Below are 23,762 nucleotides of genomic sequence, written 5' to 3'. Positions count from 1 at the left end.
CTCTGCATCGTGCGCGAGGTCAGCCGTCGCGGCGCATGACCTCCTGGATCGCCGTCGCGTCTCCCCACACGCCCGGAGAGTCGTAGGCGCGGTCCGGGAAGGCGCCGTACTGGAGCGTGATCCCGAGGTCGTGCTCCGCGATGAACTGCTCGACCTGGTCAGCCAGGGACTTCGGCTCGCCGGTGCTGCAGTTGAGCGTGCCGACGACGTCGGTCGCATCGGTGAGCGCGGCGATCTGTCGTCCCAGCTCCTCCACACGGATGAAGTCGTACAGGTTCTTGCCCGTGGTGAACGGGAACTCCGTGCGACCTTCGTCCGCAGCCTCGAGCAGCTTCCGGAAGACCGAGTTGCTGCGCCGATCATCGCCGTAGATGTAGTACGCCCGTGCCCAGGCAAGACTCGTGGACTCGGGCAGGGCGAGCGGCAGAGCCGCGCGCAACGCCTCCTTGGCGATGCCGTACTGCGAACTGGGCGTCGTCGGGGTCTCCGCCGTGATGGCGCCCTCCCAATATCCGACCTCGTGCATGGTGCCGAGCGCGACGATCCGCGGGACTCCGGCGGCGGCGACGCCGGTCAGGAGGCGGTAGTGGGCGGACAGGTGCTCCATGTGTGCGGGGGAGTTGTGCTGGAAGCCGTCCTTCCACGCGAGATGGACGAACGCGGACGCGCCGGCCCATTGCGCGGGGTCGAGGTCGTCTCCGAGGACGTCGATCTCCTGCACGGTCGCGCGCGGGTCGAGCGCGACGGTCGACCCCGGGCGTACCAGAGCGACGACGCGGTGGCCGCGCTCGGCGAGCGCGGAGACGACGTGCGGGCCCAGATAGCCCCCCGCGCCGGTGACGATCACGGTCGTCTGCTCTGCCGAGGTCATCGTCCTGCTCCGTTCCGCTCGAGGTACCAGTTGACGTAGTCGGTGATCCCGCTTCTCCAGTCGACTCGGGGCGACCAGTCGAGGTGGGCCACCGCGTCGTCGATGTCGCACCAGGCGTGACGTACATCGCCCTCGCGGTAGTCGCCGGTGATCACCGGGCTCGGAGCTCCGAGTGCGCTCGCGATCGCCTGAGCGACTTCGAGGACGGACGCCGGGACGCCCGTGCCGATGTCGTACGTGGTGGCGCCACGTGCCGTGTAGTCAGGCGAGATCACCGCGGCGAACGCACGCGCGACGTCGTCGATGTGCACGAAATCGCGCAGCATCGCGCCGTCCTCGTAGACGGGGATCGCCTCGCCGGCGGCGGCGAGGCGCACGAAGAGCGCGAGGATCCCCGTGTACGGGTTGATCAGCGACTGGCCGGGGCCGTAGACGTTCTGCAGGCGGAGGACGCTCAGGTCCACACCGTGAGAGGAGCACCAGGCGGACAGCAGCCCCTCCTGTGCCAGCTTCGTCGCGGCGTAGACGTTGCTCGTGCTGGCGGGAGTGACGTCCGCCCTCGCGGCGAGAGGGCGCGCTCCGGGGAAGTCCCACTGCCCCGATTCGAGCTGTGCGTGCGAGCGCTGAGAACGGGTCCGGGCGGCGCCGGCCTCGTCGGTCCAGGTGCCCTCGCCGTAGACGGCGCGCGAGGAGGCGACGACGATCCGGCGGGGTGTGACGTCGTGGCGGCGCAGCGCTTCCATGAGTTGCGCCGTGCCGTCGACGTTGACCGTGGAGAATCGCAGCGGGTGGTCGAGCGAGAGGCCGGTGTCCGTCTCGGCGGCGAGGTGGACGACCACATCGGGAGACCAGCCGTCGAGGACACGGTCCCAGGTCTCGGAGTCGACGATGTCCCCGACCACGAGCTCGGCGCTCTCCGAGAGGGCCGCTGGGCGCTCCTGGGATTCGTGGATGCGCGGGTTCAGTGTGTCGATCGCCACCCAACGGCGATTCGGGGTGGCGGCCAGGCGGGAGAGCGCGCAGCCGATGAAGCCCGCTCCGCCCGTGACCAGCACATCCCCAGGTGTGGCCTCGGTCATGAAGTCCCTCTCTTGCCGTGCGCGGCACGGATAGACGCGTTTCACCGACGGATAGGAATCGCCGACCGGCATATCCATCCGAGACTACCGGATCGTCCATCGTCGACGCTGTGCGGGCGGACGACCGACACGCCGGTTTACCGCACAATGGAGAGGGCTCCCAGGTGCCCAGCGCGGGAGCCGTAAGATGGAGTATTCACGTTGACCCGGACGATGGTGGAGTTGGTGGACAAGAACGACCGGTATGCCCGGCTTGAGGTGGCGCCCTTCACCCGAACAGACGCTGGCGGTTTCCGCGTCGCCGCTCGCGGTGGCAAGATCAGAGAGATCTTCGAGCGTCGCGAGCTGCTCCGACTCCTGGTGCGTCGTGATCTGCAGTCGCGCTATCGCGACAGCGTTCTCGGATTCCTGTGGACGATCATCCGACCGATCATCGTCTTCCTCATGTACTACGTGGTGCTGGGAAAGTTCCTTCGTGCGGCCGAAGGTGTGCCCGATTTCGCGGTCTACCTGTTCTCCGGTCTGACGCTCTACGGATTCTTCGCCGAGATGGTCGTGGGGGCCACAGGCTCGATCCTCGCGAACTCCGGGCTGGTGAAGAAGATCTACCTCCCCAGGGAGATCTTCCCGCTCGCCAGCATCGGCGGTGCCGGATTCATGTTCCTCGTCCAGACGCTGGTGCTGCTCGTCGCCGCGATCATCATGAACGCGCTTCCCGCCCCGGTCGAGATGCTGTGGTTCTTCCCGTCCGTCGCGCTCATTCTCGTCTACGGGCTCGCCGCCGGTCTTTTCCTCGCGGCCGTCAACGTGTATCTCCGCGACGTCCAGTACCTGACGGACCTGCTCATCATGCTCGCCATGTGGGGTTCCCCGATCGTGTACACGTGGACCATGGTGACCTCGGCCTTCCAGAGCATGAAGCTTCCAAACTGGCTGTTCGACATCTATATGAACAACCCCGTCACGCTCGGCGTGCTCGGATTCCACCGGGCGTTCTGGAGCGGCGGCACGAGTGCGGACTATCCGCCCGAGCTCGGTCTGCGCATGCTCATCGCCGGCATCGTCGGCGTCGTCCTCGTCTTCCTCGCGCACCGCGTCTTCACGCGGCTGCAGGGCAACTTCGCACAGGAGCTCTGATGGTCGTCTCCTCCACTCCCGGTCCCGATGTCGTCAAGATCGAGAACGTCACCAAGACCTTCCAGATCCGGAAGGACAACACGCTGAAGGACCGGCTGTTCCACCTGGGCAAGCTCGGCCGTCAGCACCGCAGCCACTACACCGCCGTCGACGACGTCGACGTGACGATTCAGGCGGGGACCACTGTCGGTCTGCTCGGACCCAACGGCTCGGGAAAGAGCACCCTGCTGAAGATCATCGGCGGGATCATCGCGCCCACGTCGGGACAGATCCTCACCCGAGGGCGCATGGCCGCCCTGCTCGAACTCGGCGCGGGGTTCCACCCGGACCTCAGCGGTCGAGAGAACGTGTTCCTGAACGCATCGATCCTCGGGCTGACCCGTGAGGAGACTTCGCGCCGTTTCGAGGCCATCCACGAGTTCAGCGGCATCGGCGAGTTCATCGACACCCAGGTGAAGTTCTACTCGTCCGGCATGTTCGTGCGTCTCGCGTTCGCCGTGGCCATCCACACCAACCCCGACATCCTCCTCGTGGACGAGGTCCTCGCGGTCGGTGACGAGGCGTTCCAGCGAAAGTGCATGGAGCGGATCGCGCAGTTCCGTGCGGACGGGTGCACGATCATCCTCGTGTCCCACTCCGCCGCTCAGGTCCAGGAGCTCTGCGATCGCGCGCTCGTCCTGAACGAGGGGGAGCTCGTGTTCGACGGAGACGTCAACGACGGCGTGGCCGCCCTCCGCGACGTGCTCGAAGGCCGGCGGGTCGGAGAGGCTCCCCAGCGCGACGAGGACCGTCCCATCGAGCTCACGTCGATCTCGCTCCACGATGAGGACGGCCGCACGATCGACTCCGTGCGCAGCGGCGACCCGCTGACCATCCGGCTGCACGTCGACGCCCACCAGGCGATGGAGCGCTGGGAGACGGGATTCAGCATCGACACGCCGCTCGGGCAGATGCTGCTCGCCGCGAACACCGAGCGTCTCGGGATCACGCTCCCGGGGATCGGCCAGGGGGCGAATCACATGGACTTCCGGATCGACGAGGTGAACCTCGGCGCCGGGCAGTACTTCATCAACGCGAACGTGTCGGAGATCATCGACATCAACTCGCACGTGCTCTGGCAGGGCGCGAAGTTCAGCGTCGTCGAGGACACCAGGAACCTGGGACCGATCTCCGCGCGCATCACCGCGGCGTCCTGATCGGCTCGGCGTCGGCCTACGACCGCCGGTGGACCGTCCGGTCGTAGACGAAGACCTCGGCGCGTCGCAGGAGCAGGAGGGCGGCGCAGCGAACCCGCTGGGTCCAGGTGAGCGTCGCGAGGAGCGACCGCACCAGCGCGCGGTCCGAGGCGTAGACGCTGAGCTCGTCGGTCGACCGCGCGGCCCGCCGCTCGTAGCCGAGAGCCGTGAGTCCGTAGTAGGCGCGCGCGGGAAGGATGCCGTTCTCGAGCGCGTCCCGGAAGGAGCGCGCGTGGGCGGAGACGATGTCGTGGAAGTACGACGCCGAACGCAACGAGTGGGACACGCTGTCGCCTCGCTGCAGCCAGAAGTACAGGCGGTCGCTGCAGGAAGCCACCCGCCGCATGCGAAGGTACAGCTGCATGGCGACGGCGACATCCTGTGCGTACCGGCCTTCGGGGAAGCGCAGGCCCTCGAAGAGCGAGCGACGATAGAGCTTGCCCCAGTTCGCCTCGCTGAAGTACCGGAGCTCCTGTCGCGCGAGGCGCCGGATGGCCAAGCTGAAGACGGTCTGGTAGTTGCGGGCGGCGTCGTCGAAGACGATCGATACCCCCGGCGCATCGTCGCGGTGGCGCTGGAGCTCGGCCTGCGCCACGCTCGCCCCGACGTTCCACCACCGGCAGCAGCTCATGTCGGCGTCGGCATCGAGGAGGATGCTCAACAGGCGCTCGACGAGGTGAGGGCTCATCAGGTCGTCATTGTCGCAGAAGGTGACGAAGTCGCCGACGGCGGCGTCGAGCCCGGCGTTCTGGGCCGCACCGATGCCGCCGTTCGCCTGGTGGATCACGCGCACGCGGTCGTCGGACCGCGCGATCTCGTCGCAGAGCGCACCCGATCCGTCCGTCGAGCCGTCATCGACCAGGATCAGCTCGAGCTCACGGTGCGTCTGCGCGAGGATCGACTCTATGCAGGCACGGAGGTGGGCCACGGCGTTGTACACAGGGACGACGACGGATACCGTACGCTCGTAGGCGGGGCGATCTGTGGACATCACGATCAATAGTACCCATCACCGGTTCCCGGTTCCGGTCTCCACGGTCATCGCCGCGCGTCGGTACGGAAGGAAGCAGTGTCATGGATCTCCTCGTCGTCGGGTCGGGCTTCTTCGGTCTGACCACCGCCGAGCGCGCAGCGAGCGCCGGCCGCAAGGTCACGGTCATCGACCGTCGTCACCACATCGGTGGCAACGCCTACAGCGAGGCCGAGCCCGAGACGGGCATAGAGGTCCACCGTTACGGCGCGCACCTCTTCCACACCTCGAACGCGACGGTGTGGGAGTACGTCAACCGCTTCACGTCGTTCACGAACTACGTGCACCGCGTGTACACGACGCACAAGGGCACAGTGTTCCCGATGCCCGTCAACCTCGGCACCATCAACCAGTTCTTCCAGTCGGCTTACACTCCCGATCAGGCGCGCGCTCTGGTGCGCGAGCAGGCCGGCGAGTTCGATGTGAAGTCCGCCGCGAACTTCGAGGAGAAGGGCATCGCGCTCGTCGGACGCCCGCTGTTCGAGGCGTTCTTCCGCGACTACACCGCCAAGCAGTGGCAGACCGACCCGCACAAGCTCTCGGGCGACATCATCAGCCGTCTCCCCGTGCGCTACACCTACGACAACCGCTACTTCAATGACACGTGGGAGGGCCTTCCCACCGACGGCTACACCGCGTGGATCGAGCGTATGGCCGACCACCCGAACATCGACGTCGAGCTCGGCGTCGACTTCTTCGACGAGACCCAGCCCCTCAATAAGAAGGCGATGGTCGGACAGGTCCCGATCGTCTACACGGGACCCGTCGATCGCTATTTCGACTACGCCGAGGGCGCGCTGAGCTGGCGCACGCTCGACTTCGAGCAGGAGGTGCTGGACGTCGGCGACTTCCAGGGCACGAGTGTCATGAACTACCCGGACATGGACGTGCCGTACACGCGCATCCACGAGTTCAAGCACTTCCATCCGGAGCGCAGGGACGTGTACGAGTCCGACAGGACCGTCATCATGCGCGAGTTCTCCCGGTTCGCGAACCGCGAGGACGAGCCTTACTACCCCGTGAACACCCCGTCCGACCGGGAAGGGCTGCTGGCCTACCGCGACCTCGCCAAGGGGGAGAAGGACGTCCACTTCGGTGGACGGCTGGGCACCTACCAGTACCTCGATATGCACATGGCGATCGGCTCGGCGCTGTCGCTGTGGAACAACTTGCTCTCGTAGACTCGTCATCGTGAGTCACGCTGCTGTCGGGGCGCCCGGGACGCCCCGGCGCTACCTCCACTCCCTGTGGCTGTTGTCGGCCCGCGACCTCAAGGTCCGGTACTCGACCAGCTTCCTGGGGTATCTGTGGTCGGTGCTGGATCCGCTGGTCATGAGCGCGATCTACTGGTTCGTCTTCACGCAGATCTTCCACCGTGACGTCGGCGAAGAACCGTACATCATCTTCCTCATCAGCGCGCTGCTGCCGTGGGTATGGTTCAACTCCTCGGTGTCGGACTTCACCCGCGCGTTCAAGAAGGACGCCAGGCTGGTGCGCTCGACCGCGATCCCCCGATCCATCTGGATCAACCGGATCGTGCTCAGTAAGGGCATGGAGTACCTCTTCTCGCTCCCGGTCCTCGTGATCTTCATCGTCGTGAATCTCATCGTCGAACTCGACCCTGCCCAGACCGTGCAGATCGGCTGGGGAATCCTGTGGCTGCCCGTCGCGGTCTTCCTGCAGACCGTCCTGCTCGTGGGGCTCGGGCTGCTCGTCGCCCCGCTGTGCGTGATGTACGTCGATCTCGAGCGCACCACCGCCCTTGTCCTCCGCGCGATGTTCTACGCCACCCCGATCATCTACAACGTGACCGACCTGCCCGGGGTCTTCCAGACGATCGGCGCCTTCAACCCCCTCGCGGGCATCATGATGCTGTATCGGATGCCGTTCTTCCCTGATCAGTGGAACCCCTTCACCCTCCTCGTGAGCGTGGCGATGACCATCGTGATCCTCGTCCTCGGAGTCTGGACCTTCCGCTCCCTCGAGCGCCCCGTGCTGAAGGAGCTGTGATGGCGCCGGCGATCGATGTGCAGGGTCTGGGAGTCCATTTCCGCCGGAACAGGCGAGGTCGTCGCAGCTTCAAGGACCTCTTCGCGGGCGCGTCGCGGCGTTCGCGGCCGGGGGAGTTCTGGGCGCTGCGAGACGTGTCGTTCTCGGTGCAGCAGGGAGAGTCGATCGGCGTCGTGGGTCGCAACGGACAGGGGAAGTCGACGCTTCTGCGCCTGGTCGCCGGCGTCCTGCTCTCCGACGAGGGAAGCGTAGAGGTGAACGGCGGCGTCGCGCCCCTCATCGAGATCACCGGCGGATTCGTGGGCGACCTCACGGTGCGCGAGAACGTGCGGCTGACGGCAGGGCTGCACGGCATGTCGCGCGATGAGGTGTCCCGCCGCTACGACGACATCATCGCCTTCGCCGAGCTCGCCGGATTCGAGGACACCCCCTACAAGCACCTGTCCAACGGGATGAAGGTGCGGTTGGCCTTCTCTGTTGTGTCGCAGCTCGAGGAGCCCATCCTCTTGGTGGACGAGGTGCTCGCGGTGGGGGACAAGGCCTTCCGCGACAAGTGCTACAAGCGCATCGACGAGCTGCTCGCCGCGGGGCGCACGCTGTTCTTCGTGAGCCACAACGAGCGCGACCTGCGGCGCTTCTGCACGCGTGGTCTCTACCTCGACAAGGGCGGCCTGGTGCTGGACGCCCCCATCAGCGAGGTGCTCGACCGCTACAACGCGGACTACAACGCCCGCTGAGCGCGGCGCGGTGTCGTGTCAGAGCTCGACGAGGGTCGCTAAGGACTGAAGGGTCGAGCGCGCCGCGTCGAGAGCCTCGGAAGCGTCCGTTCCAGCCGACACAGCGCTCCGGACATCGACGAGGTTCTGGGAATAGGTGGAGACGCCGTCACGCCATGCGTCTGCGATCGACGACGGCGGGAGCACGCCGTTCAGGCGTTCGGCGTCCTCCTGCAGGATCGACACCGATGACAGGGCGTCCTCGCCGGTCGAGTTCGCCACGATGTCGAGACCGCGTGCGCCGTCGGAGAGCCAGGCCTCGACCTGCCCCCGGAAGGCCTCGACGGACGGATCGACCGGCTCGGGCGCCGTGGTGACCGGAGGGGTGGTGGGCTCGTCGGTCGGGTCACCGGGCGTAGCGGTCGCCGACGGCGTCGGCGTCGCAGTGGCACCCGGCGCGGACTCGTCGCCGCGAGGCAGCAGGAAGAACAGCACCACGCCGACGATGACGAGAGCAGCCACGACCAGGCCGACGATCAGCCACACCCGTCCCCGGTTCCGCGGCTTCGGCTCCATCGGTGCCCAGCGGACATCCGGCTGCTGCTCGTCGCTCATCTCGTCAGTCCTCCAGGGGTGCCATCGGCTGCCAGGAGCGGTCACGTCCGAGACGTCCGCCCTCCTTGAGCCCGCGGAACAGGTTGCTCGTGCCACGCACCGTGCGCTCGACGAAGACCAGGCGGATGAGCTCCTTCGCGAAGGTCATCGCCGTACCGAGTCCGAACAGGACCGGGTTGTAGACGCCGTGCACGCGGTAGTACTGCTTGATGTACGCGCGGTTGCGCATGATGTAGAACCGATAGGCGTTGCTCGACGCGTTCATGTGGCGGATGCCCATGTCCCACTGCTTGATCTCGCGCGTGCGGCGCAGCACGAACTCGTCGACGATCACGGCGGTGGTCTTGCGCGACGCCAGCCAGCCGTACATCTGGTCGTCCCAGTAGATGAAGAAACGCGGGTCGGGCAACCCGATCTGCGTCACGATCGACCGGTGGATGAACATGCCCTCGAAGCATCCGCTGTTCATCTCCTTGAACCCGGACGCGTCGAAGCCCGACGGCGCGAACGGAATCGGGATGCCCATGCGCTCGGCGATGCGGTACTGCCAGTAGAACTCGCTGCCGTCGTAGTCGTAGCGGCGGCCCTGGATGCTCTTGAAGCGCGGCGCCCACTTGCCCATCTTCGCCAGGCCGTCGGGAACGACCTCGACGTCGTCGTCCATCATCCAGATCCATTCGGACCCGAGTTCGTACGCGGTGCGCATGCCCTCGCTGAATCCGCCGGAGCCGCCCGTGTTCGTCTCCAGGCGGCGGTAGACGAGGTCGGTGCCGAGGCGCGGACGGAAGGACTCGACCACCTCGGTCGTGTCGTCGGAGGAGGCGTTGTCGATGATCACGACGTGACCCGGCTTCGGGTCCATCGTGATGATGCTCTCGAGGAGTCCGGTCAGCAGATGCGTCCGGTTGTAGGTGACGATGACGATCGTGGCGGACGCCGGGGCGAAGGGGACGGTTGTCACGAGTGAGATTCTCCGAAGGGTGAGGTCCCGCGGAACGCCGCGAGCAGACCCCAGCCTACCCGCAGGTGCCAGGAGTTCCCGGTGGACCCGCTCAGCGCTCCGGCCGCAGCGTGGGGATCGCCCCGGTGTGCGCGGCGTCGATGTTCTCCCGCCAGGAGCGGGACTGCCCGGCGCGCAGCGCGCACAGCACGAGGAGGAACCAGCCGGCCCCCTCGAGCGTGAAGCTCTCGAACATCGAGTCCACCGCGAGGGTCACGAGCATGAGCGGCGTCCACGCGTACACGACCGAGCGCCGCACGCTGGCCACGAGCCAGGACCGCACGGTCGCCGCGCCTCCGAGCGCCAGGAACAGGACGAGCCCGGCCCATCCGAGCTGCAGCATCACGTCGAAGTAGGCGTTGAGGCCGCTCTGGTGATGATCGTCGAGGAGGAAGTTGATGTACGTGAAGGGGTACTCGCCACGGGCCCATGGGCCGAACCACCCCCATCCTGTGATGGGTTTCAGCGACACGAAGTCCAGCATGGTGTTCCACAGCGTCGCCCTGATCGAGAAGTCGGACCCTGCGTCGAGCAGCGCGATGATCGGATGCCGCAGCGCGAAGGCCGCCGTCAGGGCGACGGCCACGAGGATGCCGAGGACCCACTGCACGAGTCCGCGTCGCTCCGACGGCGTGTGACGCACGATCGTGAGCGCGACCGTCACGATGCCGACGGCGGCCGCCAGCACGATGACCGTGGGGGAGGACGACAGGAAGGCGAGCAGGGCGGCCAGCGCGACGGACGGGATCGCGATCGGTGCCGTGACCGATTGCGAGCGCCACTCGATGACGAACGTGATGAGGGCGAGCACGGCGACGAAGCCGAGCATGTTCCGACTGCCGAACAGGCCTTGCACCGGCCCGCCCAGGGCGAGGTTCCCCTGGATGCCCAGGAACCCGAAGGGCATGTCGAACAGGATCCCCGAGAGGATCTCGACCCCGAGCGAGAGCACGAGCAGGACGCGGAGCGTGTCTCCCAGCGCTCGCACGGTCTGCAGCGTGTCGCGGATATGGCCGACCGTGATCGCGAGGAAGGCGAAGCCGAAGAGCGCCATCCAGCCGAAGGCGGTGTCGGACTTGTCGGTGGTCCAGAAGAGGCTCACGAGAGCCCAGGCGAGGAAGGCGAGCAGGGACGACGGGGCGAGTCGCAGGAGCGACAGCTCCTCGCGTCGAACCCACAGGATCGCGGCGCCGACGGCGCACAGCACCGTGATGACCGTGGCGAGCGTCACCTGCGAAGTCATGCGCTCGATCGCGAATGAGGTGAAGACGGCGCTGAGCACCGCGATCGTGAACGCGCGCGCGAACTCGGCCGAGCCGAGGAGGTCGACGAACCGCCGGCCCGCCGTCACGGAACCCGCCGCGCTCTCTCGCCATGCTCGATGACACGGTCCCGCTCGCCGACGCCGATCAGGGGGATCGACTTGATCTTGAACGACAGCATCACGAGGAGCATCCAGCCCCACAGCATGATGGGCGTGGACTCGGTGAGGCCCTGCACGAGCAGCACGACTGTGAAGAGGCTCGGCAGCAGGGTGATCGGGGAGTACGGACGGTCGCTCGTCAGATCCCACCGCGGGCGGTCGACCGCGAAGAACCAGGATCGCCACAGCAGGCTCAGATAGGCGAGCGCCATCAGCACGACGCCCACGACGCCGAGCTGCATCAGCACGTCCAGCCACATGTTGTGGGCGTGGAACACCGTGATCCCGTGGTCGACGATCCACCCGTCGAACGCCGGATCGTAAGGCACCCAGGGGCTCGAGAATCCGTTGCCGAACACGGGATGCTCCGCTGCGCGCTCCAGGACCTTGGTCCAGATGCGGTCGGAGCGTCCCGTGAGGTCGCCGCTGCGGCCCAGCAGCGACAGGAGCGGCTCGCGCAGCGCCCACGCGGCGGCGAGGAGCACGGCGCCTCCGCCGAAGAAGATCACGTACAGGCGGGTGCGGCCGCCCGGAGTGCGCTGGCGTCGCATCAGGAGCGCCACCACCAGCACCACCCCGGCGGCGGCGGCGCATGCGTACGCGGTCGCCGAGCCTGCGCGCAGCAGGAAGTATGCGGCGAGCAGCATCCACAGCGCGAGCGTGGTCCGCCAGCGGGCGCGCGCCGCGAAACGCACGCCGAACGTGATGATCGCGAAGAGGCTGATGATGGCGAGCAGGTTCGAGTTGCCGACGATCCCCTGGATGCGGTCGCCGTCGAGGAGGTTGCCGCGCACCCAGTACCAGTGCGCGTTGATCTTCTCGCCCTCCGGACGGACGAAGAAGTTCGGGAGGATCGGCCCGTGCACGATCAGTGCGACCCAGAGCTCGAGCGCGAGGGAGAGCCCGAGGATCCACTTGAACGCCGAGGCCAGCGCGCGCACGATCTCGTTCCACGAGAGCACGTTGACGATGAACAGGGCGTTCACGGTGACCGTCGCGAGCAGCGCCCAGGTGAGGAGCGTCGATTCGCGCCACTGCGACCAGGCGACCGAGATCAGCGCCAGAGCCGTGTAGGCGGTCGCGGCCCAGGGCAGCCGACGCCAGGCGAAGCGCTGCGGACGGCGGCGGGCGATCATCGGGATGCCGATCGCGAGCGTCGCGACGAGGAAACCGGCGAGCACCGCGGCCGCACCGTAACCGCCGACGAGGTTGTAGACCGCGGCGTGGGCGAAGACGGCGAACAGCACGAGGATGATGTAGCCGCGCAGCAGAAGATGCCCCGTCGACTCCCGCTCAGGGGCCTGGGGCGGAGCTGCCGCCGGATGCTTGGTGTACTGCGCCATCGCGTTCAGGCTACCGCGCGCACCCGAGCGCGCACCGGGTGCGACGCGCACGGCGCCCGCGTCCGGGTCGCATCGTGTCGGCGCAGACCCCTACCCTGGTCACATGCTGCTGAGCCTGACGAACGTCCCGCGCGACTACGCCTGGGGATCGCACACCCTTCTGGCCGAGCTCGAGGGGAGAAGCCCGTCCGCCGTTCCCGAAGCCGAGGTGTGGTTCGGCGACCACCCGGGCGACCCCGCCGACGTGGCCGGGGGAGGAACCCTCGATGCCGTCACCGGCGGACGGCTTCCGTATCTGCTCAAGCTGCTCGCCGCAGCATCCCCGCTGTCGATCCAGGTCCATCCCACGATCGCCCAGGCCAAGGACGGCTGGGCTCGCGAGTCCGCTCTCGGAGTGGACGATCCCACCCGCAACTACCGCGACGACAATCACAAGCCCGAGCTGATCGTCGCCCTCAGCGATCGATTCGAGTCCCTGAGCGGGCTGCGGCCGGTCGATGCGACGCTCGAACTGCTGCGCGCGCTGGGTGACGGTGAAGGCGTCGCCGCGCTCGCCGCCCGGTTGCGAGGCGACGGCGACGTTCTGCGCGACGCGATCGGCTGGCTGCTCTCCGGGCGCGCACAGGTCGAGGTCGACGAGGTGATCTCGTCGGTCCGCTCCGCGGCGACAGCGGAGACGGGGAAGTGGGCGACCACCCTCCGGGCCGTGGCGACGATCGCCGACACCTACCCGGGCGACCCGGGCGTCGTCGTCGCCCTTCTCATGAACCACGTCGTCCTGCGTCGCGGCGAGGGCGTCTTCCTCCGCGCGGGCCTGCTCCACGCGTACATCTCCGGCTTGGGCGTCGAGATCATGGCCGCGAGCGACAACGTCCTCCGCGGCGGCCTCACCCCGAAGCGGATCGACGTGCCGGAGCTGCTGTCCGTGCTCGACACCGCGCCGGGTGAGGTCCCGGTCCTGCGACCCGATACGGAGGGAGCGCTCACCGAGTACTCCGTGCCGATCGAGGACTTCGCGCTCCGTCGCGCGGAGCTGACCGGGGAGGAGCTCGAGCTGATCGTCGAGGGTCCGACGATGGTCCTCGCCACGGCGGGGGAGGTCTCCGTGACGGGAGCGGACGGGAGCACGACGCGCGTCCCCGTCGGCACGGTCGCCTTCGCCGGCGCTGAGGAGACGTCGCTCACCCTGTCCGGCCGAGGCGAGGCCTTCATCGCCACGCCGGGTGCTGCACATCGCTCGCGAGCGTGACTCGACGGGCGCGACACGCCGAAGAACGTCCATGAACCTTCAAGACATGATTGAGGGTTTACGATCCGCGACTTGACCGCAGCGAATCACACGGGTGTAATTAGTGGTGCACGGCCCGCCGAGGGGGCGGAACAAGGGTTGGAGATCGAGATGACGGGTTACCGTTCGGACGTACCGGAGAACTGGTTCGTCGATCCGATCAACCTCGGCGTTCCCGGGGTTCGAAAGGTCGAGTCCGACGACGACAACGCTCTGGCGTGGCAGACCGACGCCCTGTGCTCGCAGACGGATCCGGAGGCCTTCTTCCCCGAGAAGGGCGGTTCCACCCGCGACGCGAAGCGGATCTGCACATCGTGCGACGTCCGCGGAGAATGCCTCGAGTACGCGCTCAACAACGACGAGCGATTCGGCATCTGGGGCGGTCTCTCCGAGCGTGAGCGCCGCAAGCTCAAGCGCCGCGCCAGCTGACCAGCCGCGTCGCCTCCGGCTTCGCGGCCACGCCGGAGCCACTGCCGCAGACCCGGTGCCGAGCCGCTTAGGCTGACCACGTCATGCCAGCCCGAGTTCATGCCATCATCGTGGCGCGCCCCGGTTCCTCCGCTCGCGCGCAACTGCTCCGCACGCTCGACGCGCTGCGTGCCCTGTCCACCCGCCCCGTCGCGATCACGCTCGTCATGTGCGGTGACGCCACGACCGCGCGCGAGAGCGACGCGGTGGCCTCCCTGGTCGAGGGCGTCATCGAGGCGCGCAGCAGCACATCCTTCGCCGAGGCCGTCGAACTCGCGCGGCCGCGCGTCGCGGCCGGCAGCGCCGTGTGGCTGCTCGCACATGACACCGCACCGCATCCGCGAGCCCTGGAGCGGCTGATCGGCACGCTCGAGCGTTCACCCTCCGCCGCGATCGCGGCTCCCAAGCTCGTGCACACGGATGACGATCGCGAGATCGTCTCGCTCGGGGTCAGCATGACCGGTCTCGGCCGGTCCGTCGAACTCGCAGCCGGCGAACTCGACCAGGGGCAGCACGACGGCCGGGATGACGTCCTCGGCGCCGACATCCGAGGGATGCTCATCCGCTCGGAGGTCCGCGACGCCCTCCGTCCTGACCCTGCGCTCGCCGGCGCGGACGAGGGGCTGGACCTCGGCGTCCGCGCGCGCCTCGGTGGGGGGCGCGTCGTCCTCGCGCCCGCCGCGCGCATCTCCGTCTCGCCCGACGGACCCGCCGCCCTTCCCGTCGGACGCAGCCGCCGCGCGTTCGCGACCAGGCTCGCCCAGCTCCACCGACGGCTCGCCTACGCTCCCGCCGTCGCCGTGCCCCTGCACTGGCTCAGCCTGCTCCCGCTCGCCCTGTGGCGTTCGGTGACCCATCTGATCGGCAAGCGTCCCGAAGCGGTCGCGCCCGAATGGGGCGCGGCGGTGACGGCCATGGCCCGCGTTCCCGCGATCACGAGGTCGCGAGAGCGGATCCGCGCCTTCCGCACCTCCAGCTGGTCGAGCATCGCCCCGTTGCGGGTCACGCGCGGAGATCTGCGTCGACGACTCGACGACGGGCACGGCAGCGAGCACGGCGCCGTGAGCGAGCTCCGGTTCTTCTCCGGCGGCGGCGCCTGGGCCGTGCTCGGTGCGCTCGTCGTGAGCGTCGCCTCGTTCACCACCCTCCTGGCCTGGCCAGTGCTGGGCGGCGGAGCCCTGCTCCCGCTGCGCACGACGGTCGGCGCGCTGTGGGCGGACGCCGCCTGGGGGCTCCGCGGCCTGGGCGTCGACGTGATCGGGCCCGCCGACCCCTTTGCGGGGGTGGTCGCCGTGCTCGGCTCGCTGTGGCCGGCCGGACCCTCGTTCTCCCTCGTTCTGCTCTGGATACTCGCCCTCCCGCTCGCCGTCGTCGGCGGCTGGTTCGCCGCGACACGCGTGACGGACCGTGCGGGCCTGCGGATCTTCGCCGGGATCGTCTGGGCGCTCGCGCCGACCTTCCTGACAGCGTTGGTCGACGGCCGTCCCGCCGCCGTGCTGGTGCACCTCCTCCTCCCGTGGCTGTTCCACACCGCCGTCGTGGCACACCGATCGTGGGGTGCCGCGGGCGCTGCATCCCTCGTGTTCGCCGCGGTCGTCGCGTGCGCGCCCTCTCTCGCACCCGCGCTGCTGCTCCTGTGGGTCGTGGCCGTCGGCATCAGCCTCGCCGGCGCACGCATCCGCGGCGCCGTGCGTCTGCTCTGGGTCCTGGTCCCCGCTGCCGCGCTCTTCGTGCCGCTCGTCTTCTGGCAGGTGCGCCACGGGAGCCTCATCGCCGTGCTCGCGGATCCCGGGTACCTGTGGGCCGGCCCCCAGGCGGCCGCGGACGCTGCCGGTCGACTCGGACTCGTCTCGGGATTCCCGTCGCCCGACATCGCGAGGTGGGACACGCTCGTCGGGGCGGAGATCGCTCCGTGGGCCGGTGTCCTCCTCGCTCCTCTCGCGCTGCTCGCACTGGTGTCGACGGTCTCCCCGCGCTGGCGGGCCGGCATCACGCTGCTCGTCGTCGCATCCTCGGGGCTCGCCACGGCGCTTCTCGCAGTGGGGATCACGGTCGCGTTCGCCCAGGGGGTTCCGGTGGCGATCTGGCCGGGCACCGGACTGAGTCTCGCCTGGATCGGCGTTCTCGGGGCCGCGCTGGTGACCCTGGACAGCGCGATCACGCTTCCACGGCTCCGGGTGGTCAGTGCGGCGGTCGCGGGTCTCGCGATCGCCGTGTGCGCCGTCCCGGCGCTCGCCGCACAGCACGCGGATACGGAGACGTCCGTTCTGACCGACGGCCCCGCATCGACGCTGCCCGCATACGTGGCAGCGCAGGCAGGCGGAGATCGTCCGGTCGGCACTCTCGTGCTCACCCCGCAGAACGACGGAGGACTCTCTTCCGAGGTCGCCTGGGGCGCGAGCGAGACCCTGGGCGCGCAGACGACGATGCTCTCCACAGCGACGGAACCGCGCGGACAGGACGTCACGACGCTGTCGGTGGATCTGCTCTCCGCCCGAGACTTCGACGCCGCCGGCGAGCTCGGCGAGTTGGGCATCTCCTATGTGCTCCTCGCGCAGGTGCCCGGGGACGAAGCCGACCGCGCGCGCACGCTGCGCACCGCAGCGGTCACCGCCCTCGACCAGCGGGCAGGTTTCGTGCAGGCGGGGACGACCGATCGGGGCGTGCTCTACCGTCTCGAGGCCGACGCGGAGCCGCGGGCGACGCTCCCCGCCGCGCAACAGACCACTTCGCGTCTCGTCATCACGCTGCAGCTCGTTCTGGTCTTCGCCGCTCTGCTGCTGTCGATCCCGACACGGGCGTCGCGGCGTGCTGCCCGTGCAACGTCGCGCATCGTCGGCCTCGCGCCGGAGGAGCGGATGATTCTGCCGCGCCATGTCGAGGACGGGGAGTTCACGGACGCATCCGAAACGGCACCGGACTCCGTCGAGACTGCGGCGAAGTCCGACGGGCTCGCGGGCGAGACTCCGGCGGGTAGCGACCTGGCGGGCGATGCCTCGGCGGATGACGACGACCTCGACGTCCCCGCAGCCGATGATCCGGCATCCGGAGATCCCCTGTCCGATGCTCCGCCATCGGACCAGCAGGATCGGCCCGAGCCCGAGCCCGAGCCCGAGCCCGAGCCCGAGCCCGAGTCCGAATCCGACTCCGAGTCCGAGTCCGAATCCGACTTTGAGTCCGATGCATCCGCCTCGTCCGATCCCCGTCCCGAGGAGGAGAGCCGATGAACGGCAACCGAGTCTTCCGTGTGGCAGCGACGAGCGCCCGCGTGCTCACCGGGGCCGTGGTCGCGGCCGCGTGCGTCGTGGGCGCCGTGCTCGCGATCGCCGCGCCGTGGCCCACCGTCTCGCACGAGCCTGCTCAGGCCGACGTGACCCCGATGCCGGGCGACACGGTACTCGTGTGCAACGGCGACTTCCGTGCTCTCGGACGCGACTCCGCCAATCCGTTCGAGATGGTCTCGGCGGCGACGCCGACGATCACCTCGGGAGGGTCCGACGGCGCACCCGAATCGACCGCCCTCCGCGTCGACGACCTCGTCGGAGCTGGAGACGTCCGTCGGCTCGTCGGCGAGGTGGATGGGCGCATCGCGCCGCTGCTCGGGGCGACCGAGTCCGTCAACCTGGCGGAGCAGGATCTCTTCGGGTTCGCCGCGGCCCCGTGCCGCCCGACGAGCACCGAATCCTGGCTGCTCGGTGGCACGGTCGCGACCGGGGCGAAGGACCTGATCGTGCTCACGAACCCCGGCGCGGTGCCCTCGACGGTGACGCTGTCGCTCTTCGGCACCGTGCGCGCGTCGACGTCCGTGATCGTACCGGCCGGAGCGCAGGTCGCCCTTCCGCTGACGTCGATCGCGAGCGGCTCGGAGATCCCGGTCGTGAAGGTCGCGACCACGGGGTCCCCGGTGCGCGCCGTGTTGCAGTCCTCGCTCACTCGGACCCTCGACCCCGCCGGCGCCGACCTCCAGGATGCCGTGACGGCTCCGCAGCGGCATCCCGTTATCCCGGGCGTCCAGGTGATCGAGAGTCCGGCGGACGGCAGCGAGATGGCGGTCGTCCGCCTGATGTCGCCCGAGAAGGATGCTCAGGCGGTCGTGACCGTCCGCACGGTCGGCGAGTCCTCCTCCGTCGTGGAGTTGCCCATTCCCCTCACGGCCGACGAGCCCACCGAGCTCTCGCTGTCAGCCGTGCCGCCGGGGGAGTACACCGTCGAGGTCGATTCCGACGTCCCCGTCCTGGCCGGTGTGCGCGAGCAGGACGGCTCCGGACCGCAGACCGACTTCGCGTGGCTCCTGCCCGCCCCCGAGTTCGACTCCGAGGTCCTGGTGGCGGTCCCCGACGGTCCTGACCCTCGGCTGGTCCTCGTGAACGACGAGGAACAGGATGCCGAGGTCGAGATCGCGGAGCAGGGGGCCGGGGACCCCACGACGGTCACCGTGCCCGCCGGCTCCTCGGCTGCCGTGGACCTCGACCCGCGTACCGTCTACTCGGTGAGACCCTCGTCTCCGGTGCACGCCTCCGTGACGATGACCGCCGCCGGGGCGCTGGCCGGCTGGCCGGTGTGGCCGGCAGCGGGAGCGCAGCAGAGCATCACGGTCTATCCCTGACGCACAGCGAGGCGAGCGGTCTTCGTGACGTGAGCCTCGGGGCGTCCGTTCAGTGGTCGTGACCGAGATCCCAGGGCTCCCGGCCCACGTACTCGGCCGCGGCACGGAACACCGCGCTCTCGATCGCCATGCGCCGATGAGCGCCGTCGTCGTGGCCCGGCGGCAGCATCCGTTCGATCGGGAGCCGGAACAGCACGATGCGGCGGTTCTGCCGGTCCAGGTACCACCGCGGGACCTCGTCGCCACCGTCGAAGGAGGGCATCGCGCCGATCTCGAACCGCACCCCCTCCAGTTCGGGCCACGTGCCCCTGAGGAACTCGACGGCGGTTCCGACGGTCAGGTCGAACCGGTCTATCCGCCCGTCCAGCGGCGCCAGCGGCGGCCGGACGACCTCGCTCCGCCCCAGACGTCCGTGCCGTCCGTGGCGCGCTCCACGACGAGGGGCGGCGGAGGAGCGGGCACGACGAGGCATAGCGAAAGTCTAGGCCGAACCGAGGGAGGAACCGGCGGCGCGGCATCCACGAACCGAGTCCGAGCGGACGTAGCCTGACGGTGATGGACGGAAGACTCTGCTCGAAGGTCGGCTGCGCGCGAGAAGCGGTGGCGACGCTCACCTACGACTACGGGGACCAGATGGCGGCGCTGGGCCCGCTCGGCGCCGCGAATCATCCCCACGCGCACGACCTGTGCGCGCCGCACGCCGATCGGCTGTCGGTCCCCTCCGGCTGGCTCGTGGTGCGGCACGAGGCGCTCCGCGCCTGACGCGTCGTCACCACACGGTCGATCGACGACGCCGCGGCGGCCTCAGACGCCGACGCGACGTCCGGTGAGCTTCTCGGCGCGACGGTCGGCGTTCTCGAGCGCTCGGCGCTCTCGCTCGCGCCGCAGCACCGTGATGCCGACGAGCACCTGCTCGGCCGGGACCGGGGGGAGCGGGGAGACGAAGGCCGACGCCTCGGCGAGCAGATCGTGGGCGACGCGCGCCCGTGCGGTCGGCACCAGCCGTGGCGCGGTCTGCAGGAACTGCGAGATGCGCCGTGCGAGACGGTCGGGGAGCCGGGCGACATCGGCGATCTGGGCCCACCCCGCGAGGGAGGGCGGGAGCACGGGAACGGAGGGTGCGAGCTTCGGCGTCCGTACCCGCTGGCTGTACGTCCCCGCGACCATGTCGCCGAGGCGCTGCGAACGAGAGCTGAAGACACCGGAGAGCACCGCCACGCTCCCCAGCGTCATGTAGATCTCGAGCACGCCGAGCAGGGCGCGGATGAAGGCGTGACGGAATCCCGTCGCACCGCCGTCGATGCGCACGATGCGACCGCCGACCGCGAGCTTGCCGAGGCTGCGGCCTTTGAGTGCCACCTCCATCGTGATCGGCAGCACGACGAAGCTCACCACGAGCGCGCTCACGGTCGCGATCCGATCGGTCGCCTCGTCGAGGACGCCGGCGTCGAGCAGCCAGACGCGCAGGAAGATCCACAGCAGGAAGACTCCGAAGCCGACGGCCATGTCGATCAGGGCGCCGGCAGCCCGGAGGACGAAGCCGACGGGCTGCACGTCGATCGCGACGGCCTCCCCGGAGAGCACCTCGTCGGATGTATCGAGCGGGGCAGACATGAGTACAGTAAATCAGGTGGATGCCGATGCGCTGACAGATGCACGCCGGGCCGAATGGGAACGCCTGGACGAGTTGAGCCGTGCGCGCCTCGACGGAGCGGGCGTCGACGAGTTGATCGTCCGCTACCGCGCGGCATCCGCCGATCTCGCCGAGCTGAAGACCTCGGTGGGGGAGTCCCCGCAGGGGTCCTACCTGTCGACGGTGCTCGTGCGCGCCCGGCTGCGACTCACCGGGGCCTCGGACAGCGTCCTCACGCAGACTGCGCGGTTCTTCACGCTGCAGCTTCCCGCGGCGCTATACCGACTGCGCTGGACCACCCTCGTGATCGCCGTCGCCTTCATCGCGGTCGCGGTGGGCACCGCGGCGTGGATCTCCTCCGATCCTGCGCTGATCGCGACGCTCGGGCCGCCCGACGCGCTGGAGCAGTATGCGGACGAGAGCTTCACCGGCTATTACACCGAGAACCCGGCGGCCGTCTTCATGGGGATGGTGTGGACCAACAACGCCTGGATCGCCCTGCAGTGCGTGCTGTTCGGCGTCACGGGGATCTGGCCGGTGTACGCGCTGGTGCAGAATGCGATGGGCCTGGGGGTGTCAGGCGCGGTCATGGCCGCACATGACAAGGCCGACATCATGGTGCTGTACATCCTGCCGCACGGGATGCTGGAGATGACGTGCATCTTCGTAGCGGCCGCGGGCGGTCTGCACCTCTTCTGGTCGTGGGTCGCTCCAGGTCATCGTTCGCGCACCGAGTCGCTCGCGGCCGAGGGGCGCTCCCTCGCGACCGTCGCGATCGGCCTCGTCTTCGCGCTGTTCCTCGCGGGGCTCGTCGAGGGCTTCGTGACCGGCTGGACTCTGCCGTGGCCGGTGAAGATCGGGATCGGGGCCGCGGCGCTCGCGGTGTTCCTCATCTACATGCTCGTGATCGGCGGCCGTGCTCACCGACGCGGTGAGACCGGTGACCTCGTGGAGTACGAGGCGGGTACGCCGCGTCTCGTGGCAGGCTGACGCGGGGCGCGCCCCGACATGCAGTGTCAGAGCCGACCTGCGGCCTTCAGCTCCAGGTAGCGGTCTGCGATGCGCGGCGGCATCGTCTCGGGGTCTGCGGCGATCGCCTCACCGCCCGCACGGCGGATCGCGTCGGCGACGTTCTCCGCATCGCGCATGGTGCGTTCGGCGGCGGCGGCGAGATAGATCTCCTCGCGCGATCCCCGCTGCGTCGTCAGATCGGCGATCCCGTCGTCGGTGACCGAGCCCACGAGGATCGAGGTGGCACGACCGGCATCAGGGAACGCGCCGAGGAAGCCGCGGGCGGACTCCGCGGCGTCCTGTGCCGTGAGCACCACGATCAGTGAGGGGCGGGTCGTGAGAGTGCGCACCGCCGCGAACGCGCCGGACCAGTCCGTGTCGACGAGTCGCGCGTGCACGGGGGCCATCGCGTCGGTGAGTGCGGGCAGGAGCGCCGCACCCTCGACCCCGGTGACCCGTGCGCGCACCACCCGGTCGTACATCAGCAGGTGCACATGATCTCCGGCCCGGGCCGCCAGCGCCGCGAGCAGCAGCGATGCCTCGAGCGCGGCGTCGACGCGGGTGCCGTCGCCGACGCGTGCTGCCGCCGTGCGACCCGTGTCGATGATGATCACGACGTGACGGTCCCGCTCGGGGCGCCAGGTGCGCAGCATGGTCGTCCCCGCGCGCGCCGTGGCCCGCCAGTCGATAGAGCGGACGTCGTCGCCGCGCACGTACTCCCGCAGCGAGTCGAACTCGGTGCCCTGGCCGCGCACCTGGATGCTCGTGTTGCCGTCGAGCTCCCGGAGACGGGCGAGCCGGGACGGCAGGTGCTTACGCGAGGAGAACGCCGGCAGCACTCGCACCGTCCCACGCACGCGGTGCCGCGCCTGACGCCCGGCGAGGCCCAGCGGACCACGCGAGCGGATCATCACGAACTCGCTCACGAGCTCGCCACGGCGCCTGGGAAGCAGCGGGATGTCGATTCGCCGCCTCTCGCCCGGGGGGACGTGGAGGCGCTGGCGGTCACTGCCCGCACCCGCCGTCGGCTGCCACGCGTCGCGGATCAGCGCGTGCAGCGTGCGGGTGCCCTGGTTCTGCAGCGCCACGCTCACGGGCACGAGCTCGCCCAGGCGAGTCCTCGTCGGCACGCGTCGGGTGACGACGACGGCGCGCGGGCTGGGGGCGAGCAGCACGTCGAGCGCGACGAGCACGGCGCACAGTGCGATCCAGATCCCCAGCGCCGCGTACGGAGGGAACCAGGCGAGCCCGGACAGGACGACGGGCACGACGCCGACGGCGACCGCGAGCGCGAGACGACCGGTGACGAACACCTAGATCGGCACCCGGGTCTGCTGCACGACCGAGGTGAGCACGGCGTCAGCCGAGACCCCCTCCATCTGTGCATCGGGTCGCAGCTGCAGCCGGTGCCGCCACACGGGCACGAGCATGGTCTGCACGTGGTCGGGTGTCACGGCGGAGGAGGCGTTGAGCCATGCCCAGGCCTTCGCCGCGGCGAGGAGCGCGGTCGAGGCACGCGGGCTCGCGCCCAGCTCGACGGACGGCGACTGCCGCGTCGCACGGGCGAGGTCGACCACGTAGCCGAGCACGTCGTCCGTGACCTCGACACGAGCGGCGGCGTCCTGCGCCGCCCGGATCTCGTCCGCCGTCACGGTCGACTGCACCCCGGTCAGCTCGCGCGGCGAGAAGCCGGAGGCGTGTCGCCGCAGCACCGAGACCTCGGCGTCGCGTTCCGGCATCCCGACGACCAGCTTCATGAGGAAGCGGTCGAGCTGCGCCTCCGGCAGCGAGTACGTGCCCTCGTGCTCGATGGGGTTCTGCGTGGCGGCCACGAGGAACGGATCGGGCAGCGCGCGGCTCGTGCCGTCTGCCGACACCTGGCGCTCCTCCATCGCCTCGAGCAGCGCCGCCTGCGTCTTCGGGGGCGTGCGGTTGATCTCGTCCGCGAGCAGGATGTTCGTGAACACGGGACCCGCGCGGAAGTCGAACTCGCCGGTGCGCGCGTCGTACACGAGAGATCCGGTCACATCGCCGGGCATGAGGTCGGGTGTGAACTGCACGCGTTTGGTGTCGAGGCCGAGTGCGCGTGCGAACGAGCGCACGACCAGGGTCTTCGCGACGCCGGGGACACCCTCGAGCAGGACGTGGCCGCGGGCGAGAAGGGCGACGAGCAGTCCGGTCACGGTGCCGGCCTGACCGACGACGGCCTTGTCGACCTCGGAGCGCACCCGGTGCATGGCCTGGCGGAGGTCGCCGTCGGAGGCGGTCGCCGCCGTCGCGGAGGGCGCCGCCGTGGG

The 23,762-nt window shown here is 69.2% G+C and carries 22 protein-coding genes; 11 read left to right on the top strand and 11 right to left on the bottom strand.

From position 1 onward, the window contains the following. Positions 1-19: 19 nt before the first annotated feature. Together MRBLMX7_RS03725 and MRBLMX7_RS03720 are read right to left on the bottom strand one after the other, a co-directional pair. Entirely contained in the window at positions 20-871 is an 852-nt protein-coding gene (locus MRBLMX7_RS03725) for an NAD-dependent epimerase/dehydratase family protein (protein WP_363366257.1), read from the bottom strand. Beyond that, positions 868-1,950: an NAD-dependent epimerase/dehydratase family protein gene (locus MRBLMX7_RS03720; RefSeq protein WP_363366256.1), complete on the bottom strand. Its 1,083-nt coding sequence runs from the start codon at positions 1,948-1,950 to the stop codon at positions 868-870. Before MRBLMX7_RS03720 ends, MRBLMX7_RS03725 begins: the two co-directional genes overlap by 4 nt. Positions 1,951-2,163: 213 nt before the next feature. On the opposite strand from MRBLMX7_RS03720, the gene MRBLMX7_RS03715 reads away from it, so the two are divergent. Together MRBLMX7_RS03715 and MRBLMX7_RS03710 are read left to right on the top strand one after the other, a co-directional pair. Continuing rightward, on the top strand, positions 2,164-3,087 hold the full coding sequence (locus tag MRBLMX7_RS03715) for an ABC transporter permease (RefSeq protein ID WP_363366255.1): 924 nt from the start codon (positions 2,164-2,166) through the stop codon (positions 3,085-3,087). Continuing rightward, the gene (locus tag MRBLMX7_RS03710) at positions 3,087-4,283 is read left to right on the top strand and encodes an ABC transporter ATP-binding protein (RefSeq protein ID WP_363366254.1); all 1,197 of its coding nucleotides are present in this window, start codon (positions 3,087-3,089) and stop codon (positions 4,281-4,283) included. Before MRBLMX7_RS03715 ends, MRBLMX7_RS03710 begins: the two co-directional genes overlap by 1 nt. 16 nt (positions 4,284-4,299) lie before the next feature. Here MRBLMX7_RS03710 and MRBLMX7_RS03705 read toward each other — a convergent pair whose 3' ends face one another. After that, positions 4,300-5,313 (bottom strand): glycosyltransferase family 2 protein, encoded by a 1,014-nt coding sequence (locus MRBLMX7_RS03705; protein ID WP_363366253.1) that lies wholly within the window; start codon positions 5,311-5,313, stop codon positions 4,300-4,302. Positions 5,314-5,396: 83 nt separating this feature from the next. Between MRBLMX7_RS03705 and glf the strand changes: the two genes are divergently transcribed. The 3 genes from glf to MRBLMX7_RS03690 are packed head-to-tail and all read left to right on the top strand — an operon-like array spanning position 5,397 to position 8,099. After that, on the top strand, positions 5,397-6,533 hold the full coding sequence (gene glf / locus MRBLMX7_RS03700; RefSeq protein ID WP_363366252.1) for a UDP-galactopyranose mutase: 1,137 nt from the start codon (positions 5,397-5,399) through the stop codon (positions 6,531-6,533). Between the two features lie 10 nt (positions 6,534-6,543). Continuing rightward, positions 6,544-7,362 carry an ABC transporter permease gene (locus MRBLMX7_RS03695; RefSeq protein ID WP_050721367.1) on the top strand — a complete coding sequence of 273 codons (819 nt, stop codon included), beginning with the start codon at positions 6,544-6,546 and terminating at the stop codon, positions 7,360-7,362. Beyond that, a complete protein-coding gene (locus MRBLMX7_RS03690) occupies positions 7,362-8,099 on the top strand; it encodes an ABC transporter ATP-binding protein (protein ID WP_363366251.1) in 738 nt (245 codons plus the stop codon). Before MRBLMX7_RS03695 ends, MRBLMX7_RS03690 begins: the two co-directional genes overlap by 1 nt. A gap of 18 nt (positions 8,100-8,117) precedes the next feature. On the opposite strand, the gene MRBLMX7_RS03685 is transcribed toward MRBLMX7_RS03690, so the two are convergent. The 4 genes from MRBLMX7_RS03685 to MRBLMX7_RS03670 form a co-directional block, all read right to left on the bottom strand. Then, complete coding sequence (locus tag MRBLMX7_RS03685; RefSeq protein ID WP_363366250.1) at positions 8,118-8,693, bottom strand: hypothetical protein; 576 nt, start codon at positions 8,691-8,693, stop codon at positions 8,118-8,120. Between the two features lie 4 nt (positions 8,694-8,697). After that, positions 8,698-9,654, bottom strand: coding sequence for a glycosyltransferase family 2 protein (locus MRBLMX7_RS03680; protein ID WP_414685084.1), 957 nt, complete (start codon positions 9,652-9,654; stop codon positions 8,698-8,700). Between the two features lie 91 nt (positions 9,655-9,745). After that, positions 9,746-11,044 carry an O-antigen ligase family protein gene (locus tag MRBLMX7_RS03675; RefSeq protein WP_363366249.1) on the bottom strand — a complete coding sequence of 433 codons (1,299 nt, stop codon included), beginning with the start codon at positions 11,042-11,044 and terminating at the stop codon, positions 9,746-9,748. After that, on the bottom strand, positions 11,041-12,459 hold the full coding sequence (locus tag MRBLMX7_RS03670) for an O-antigen ligase family protein (protein ID WP_363366248.1): 1,419 nt from the start codon (positions 12,457-12,459) through the stop codon (positions 11,041-11,043). Before MRBLMX7_RS03670 ends, MRBLMX7_RS03675 begins: the two co-directional genes overlap by 4 nt. A gap of 103 nt (positions 12,460-12,562) precedes the next feature. Between MRBLMX7_RS03670 and manA the strand changes: the two genes are divergently transcribed. The 4 genes from manA to MRBLMX7_RS03650 all read left to right on the top strand — a co-directional run bounded on the left by manA (position 12,563) and on the right by MRBLMX7_RS03650 (position 18,821). After that, a complete protein-coding gene (gene manA / locus MRBLMX7_RS03665; protein ID WP_363366247.1) occupies positions 12,563-13,708 on the top strand; it encodes a mannose-6-phosphate isomerase, class I in 1,146 nt (381 codons plus the stop codon). Between the two features lie 150 nt (positions 13,709-13,858). Then, complete coding sequence (locus MRBLMX7_RS03660) at positions 13,859-14,176, top strand: WhiB family transcriptional regulator (RefSeq protein ID WP_082297379.1); 318 nt, start codon at positions 13,859-13,861, stop codon at positions 14,174-14,176. A gap of 83 nt (positions 14,177-14,259) precedes the next feature. Continuing rightward, on the top strand, positions 14,260-17,442 hold the full coding sequence (locus tag MRBLMX7_RS03655) for a glycosyltransferase (RefSeq protein ID WP_363366246.1): 3,183 nt from the start codon (positions 14,260-14,262) through the stop codon (positions 17,440-17,442). Next, on the top strand, positions 17,439-18,821 hold the full coding sequence (locus MRBLMX7_RS03650; RefSeq protein WP_363366245.1) for a DUF5719 family protein: 1,383 nt from the start codon (positions 17,439-17,441) through the stop codon (positions 18,819-18,821). Before MRBLMX7_RS03655 ends, MRBLMX7_RS03650 begins: the two co-directional genes overlap by 4 nt. 49 nt (positions 18,822-18,870) lie before the next feature. Here the strand turns inward: MRBLMX7_RS03650 and MRBLMX7_RS03645 are convergent, their stop codons facing one another. Beyond that, positions 18,871-19,293, bottom strand: a complete 423-nt coding sequence (locus tag MRBLMX7_RS03645; RefSeq protein WP_363366244.1) for a metallopeptidase family protein — start codon at positions 19,291-19,293, stop codon at positions 18,871-18,873. Between the two features lie 83 nt (positions 19,294-19,376). On the opposite strand from MRBLMX7_RS03645, the gene MRBLMX7_RS03640 reads away from it, so the two are divergent. Then, positions 19,377-19,583 (top strand): DUF3499 family protein, encoded by a 207-nt coding sequence (locus MRBLMX7_RS03640; RefSeq protein WP_363366243.1) that lies wholly within the window; start codon positions 19,377-19,379, stop codon positions 19,581-19,583. A gap of 42 nt (positions 19,584-19,625) precedes the next feature. Here MRBLMX7_RS03640 and MRBLMX7_RS03635 read toward each other — a convergent pair whose 3' ends face one another. Next, a complete protein-coding gene (locus MRBLMX7_RS03635; RefSeq protein WP_363366242.1) occupies positions 19,626-20,435 on the bottom strand; it encodes an RDD family protein in 810 nt (269 codons plus the stop codon). Positions 20,436-20,451: 16 nt separating this feature from the next. On the opposite strand from MRBLMX7_RS03635, the gene MRBLMX7_RS03630 reads away from it, so the two are divergent. Next, complete coding sequence (locus MRBLMX7_RS03630) at positions 20,452-21,444, top strand: stage II sporulation protein M (RefSeq protein WP_363370785.1); 993 nt, start codon at positions 20,452-20,454, stop codon at positions 21,442-21,444. 26 nt (positions 21,445-21,470) lie between these two features. Here the strand turns inward: MRBLMX7_RS03630 and MRBLMX7_RS03625 are convergent, their stop codons facing one another. Both MRBLMX7_RS03625 and MRBLMX7_RS03620 read right to left on the bottom strand, forming a co-directional pair. Beyond that, entirely contained in the window at positions 21,471-22,778 is a 1,308-nt protein-coding gene (locus tag MRBLMX7_RS03625; RefSeq protein ID WP_363366241.1) for a DUF58 domain-containing protein, read from the bottom strand. Continuing rightward, positions 22,779-23,702, bottom strand: coding sequence for an AAA family ATPase (locus tag MRBLMX7_RS03620; protein ID WP_363370783.1), 924 nt, complete (start codon positions 23,700-23,702; stop codon positions 22,779-22,781). Positions 23,703-23,762: the final 60 nt, after the last annotated feature.

The sequence above is a fragment of the Microbacterium sp. LMX7-1.2 genome, assembly GCF_040675935.1.
GTDB lineage: Bacteria > Actinomycetota > Actinomycetes > Actinomycetales > Microbacteriaceae > Microbacterium.
This window is presented reverse-complemented; position numbering and strand designations above follow the sequence as displayed.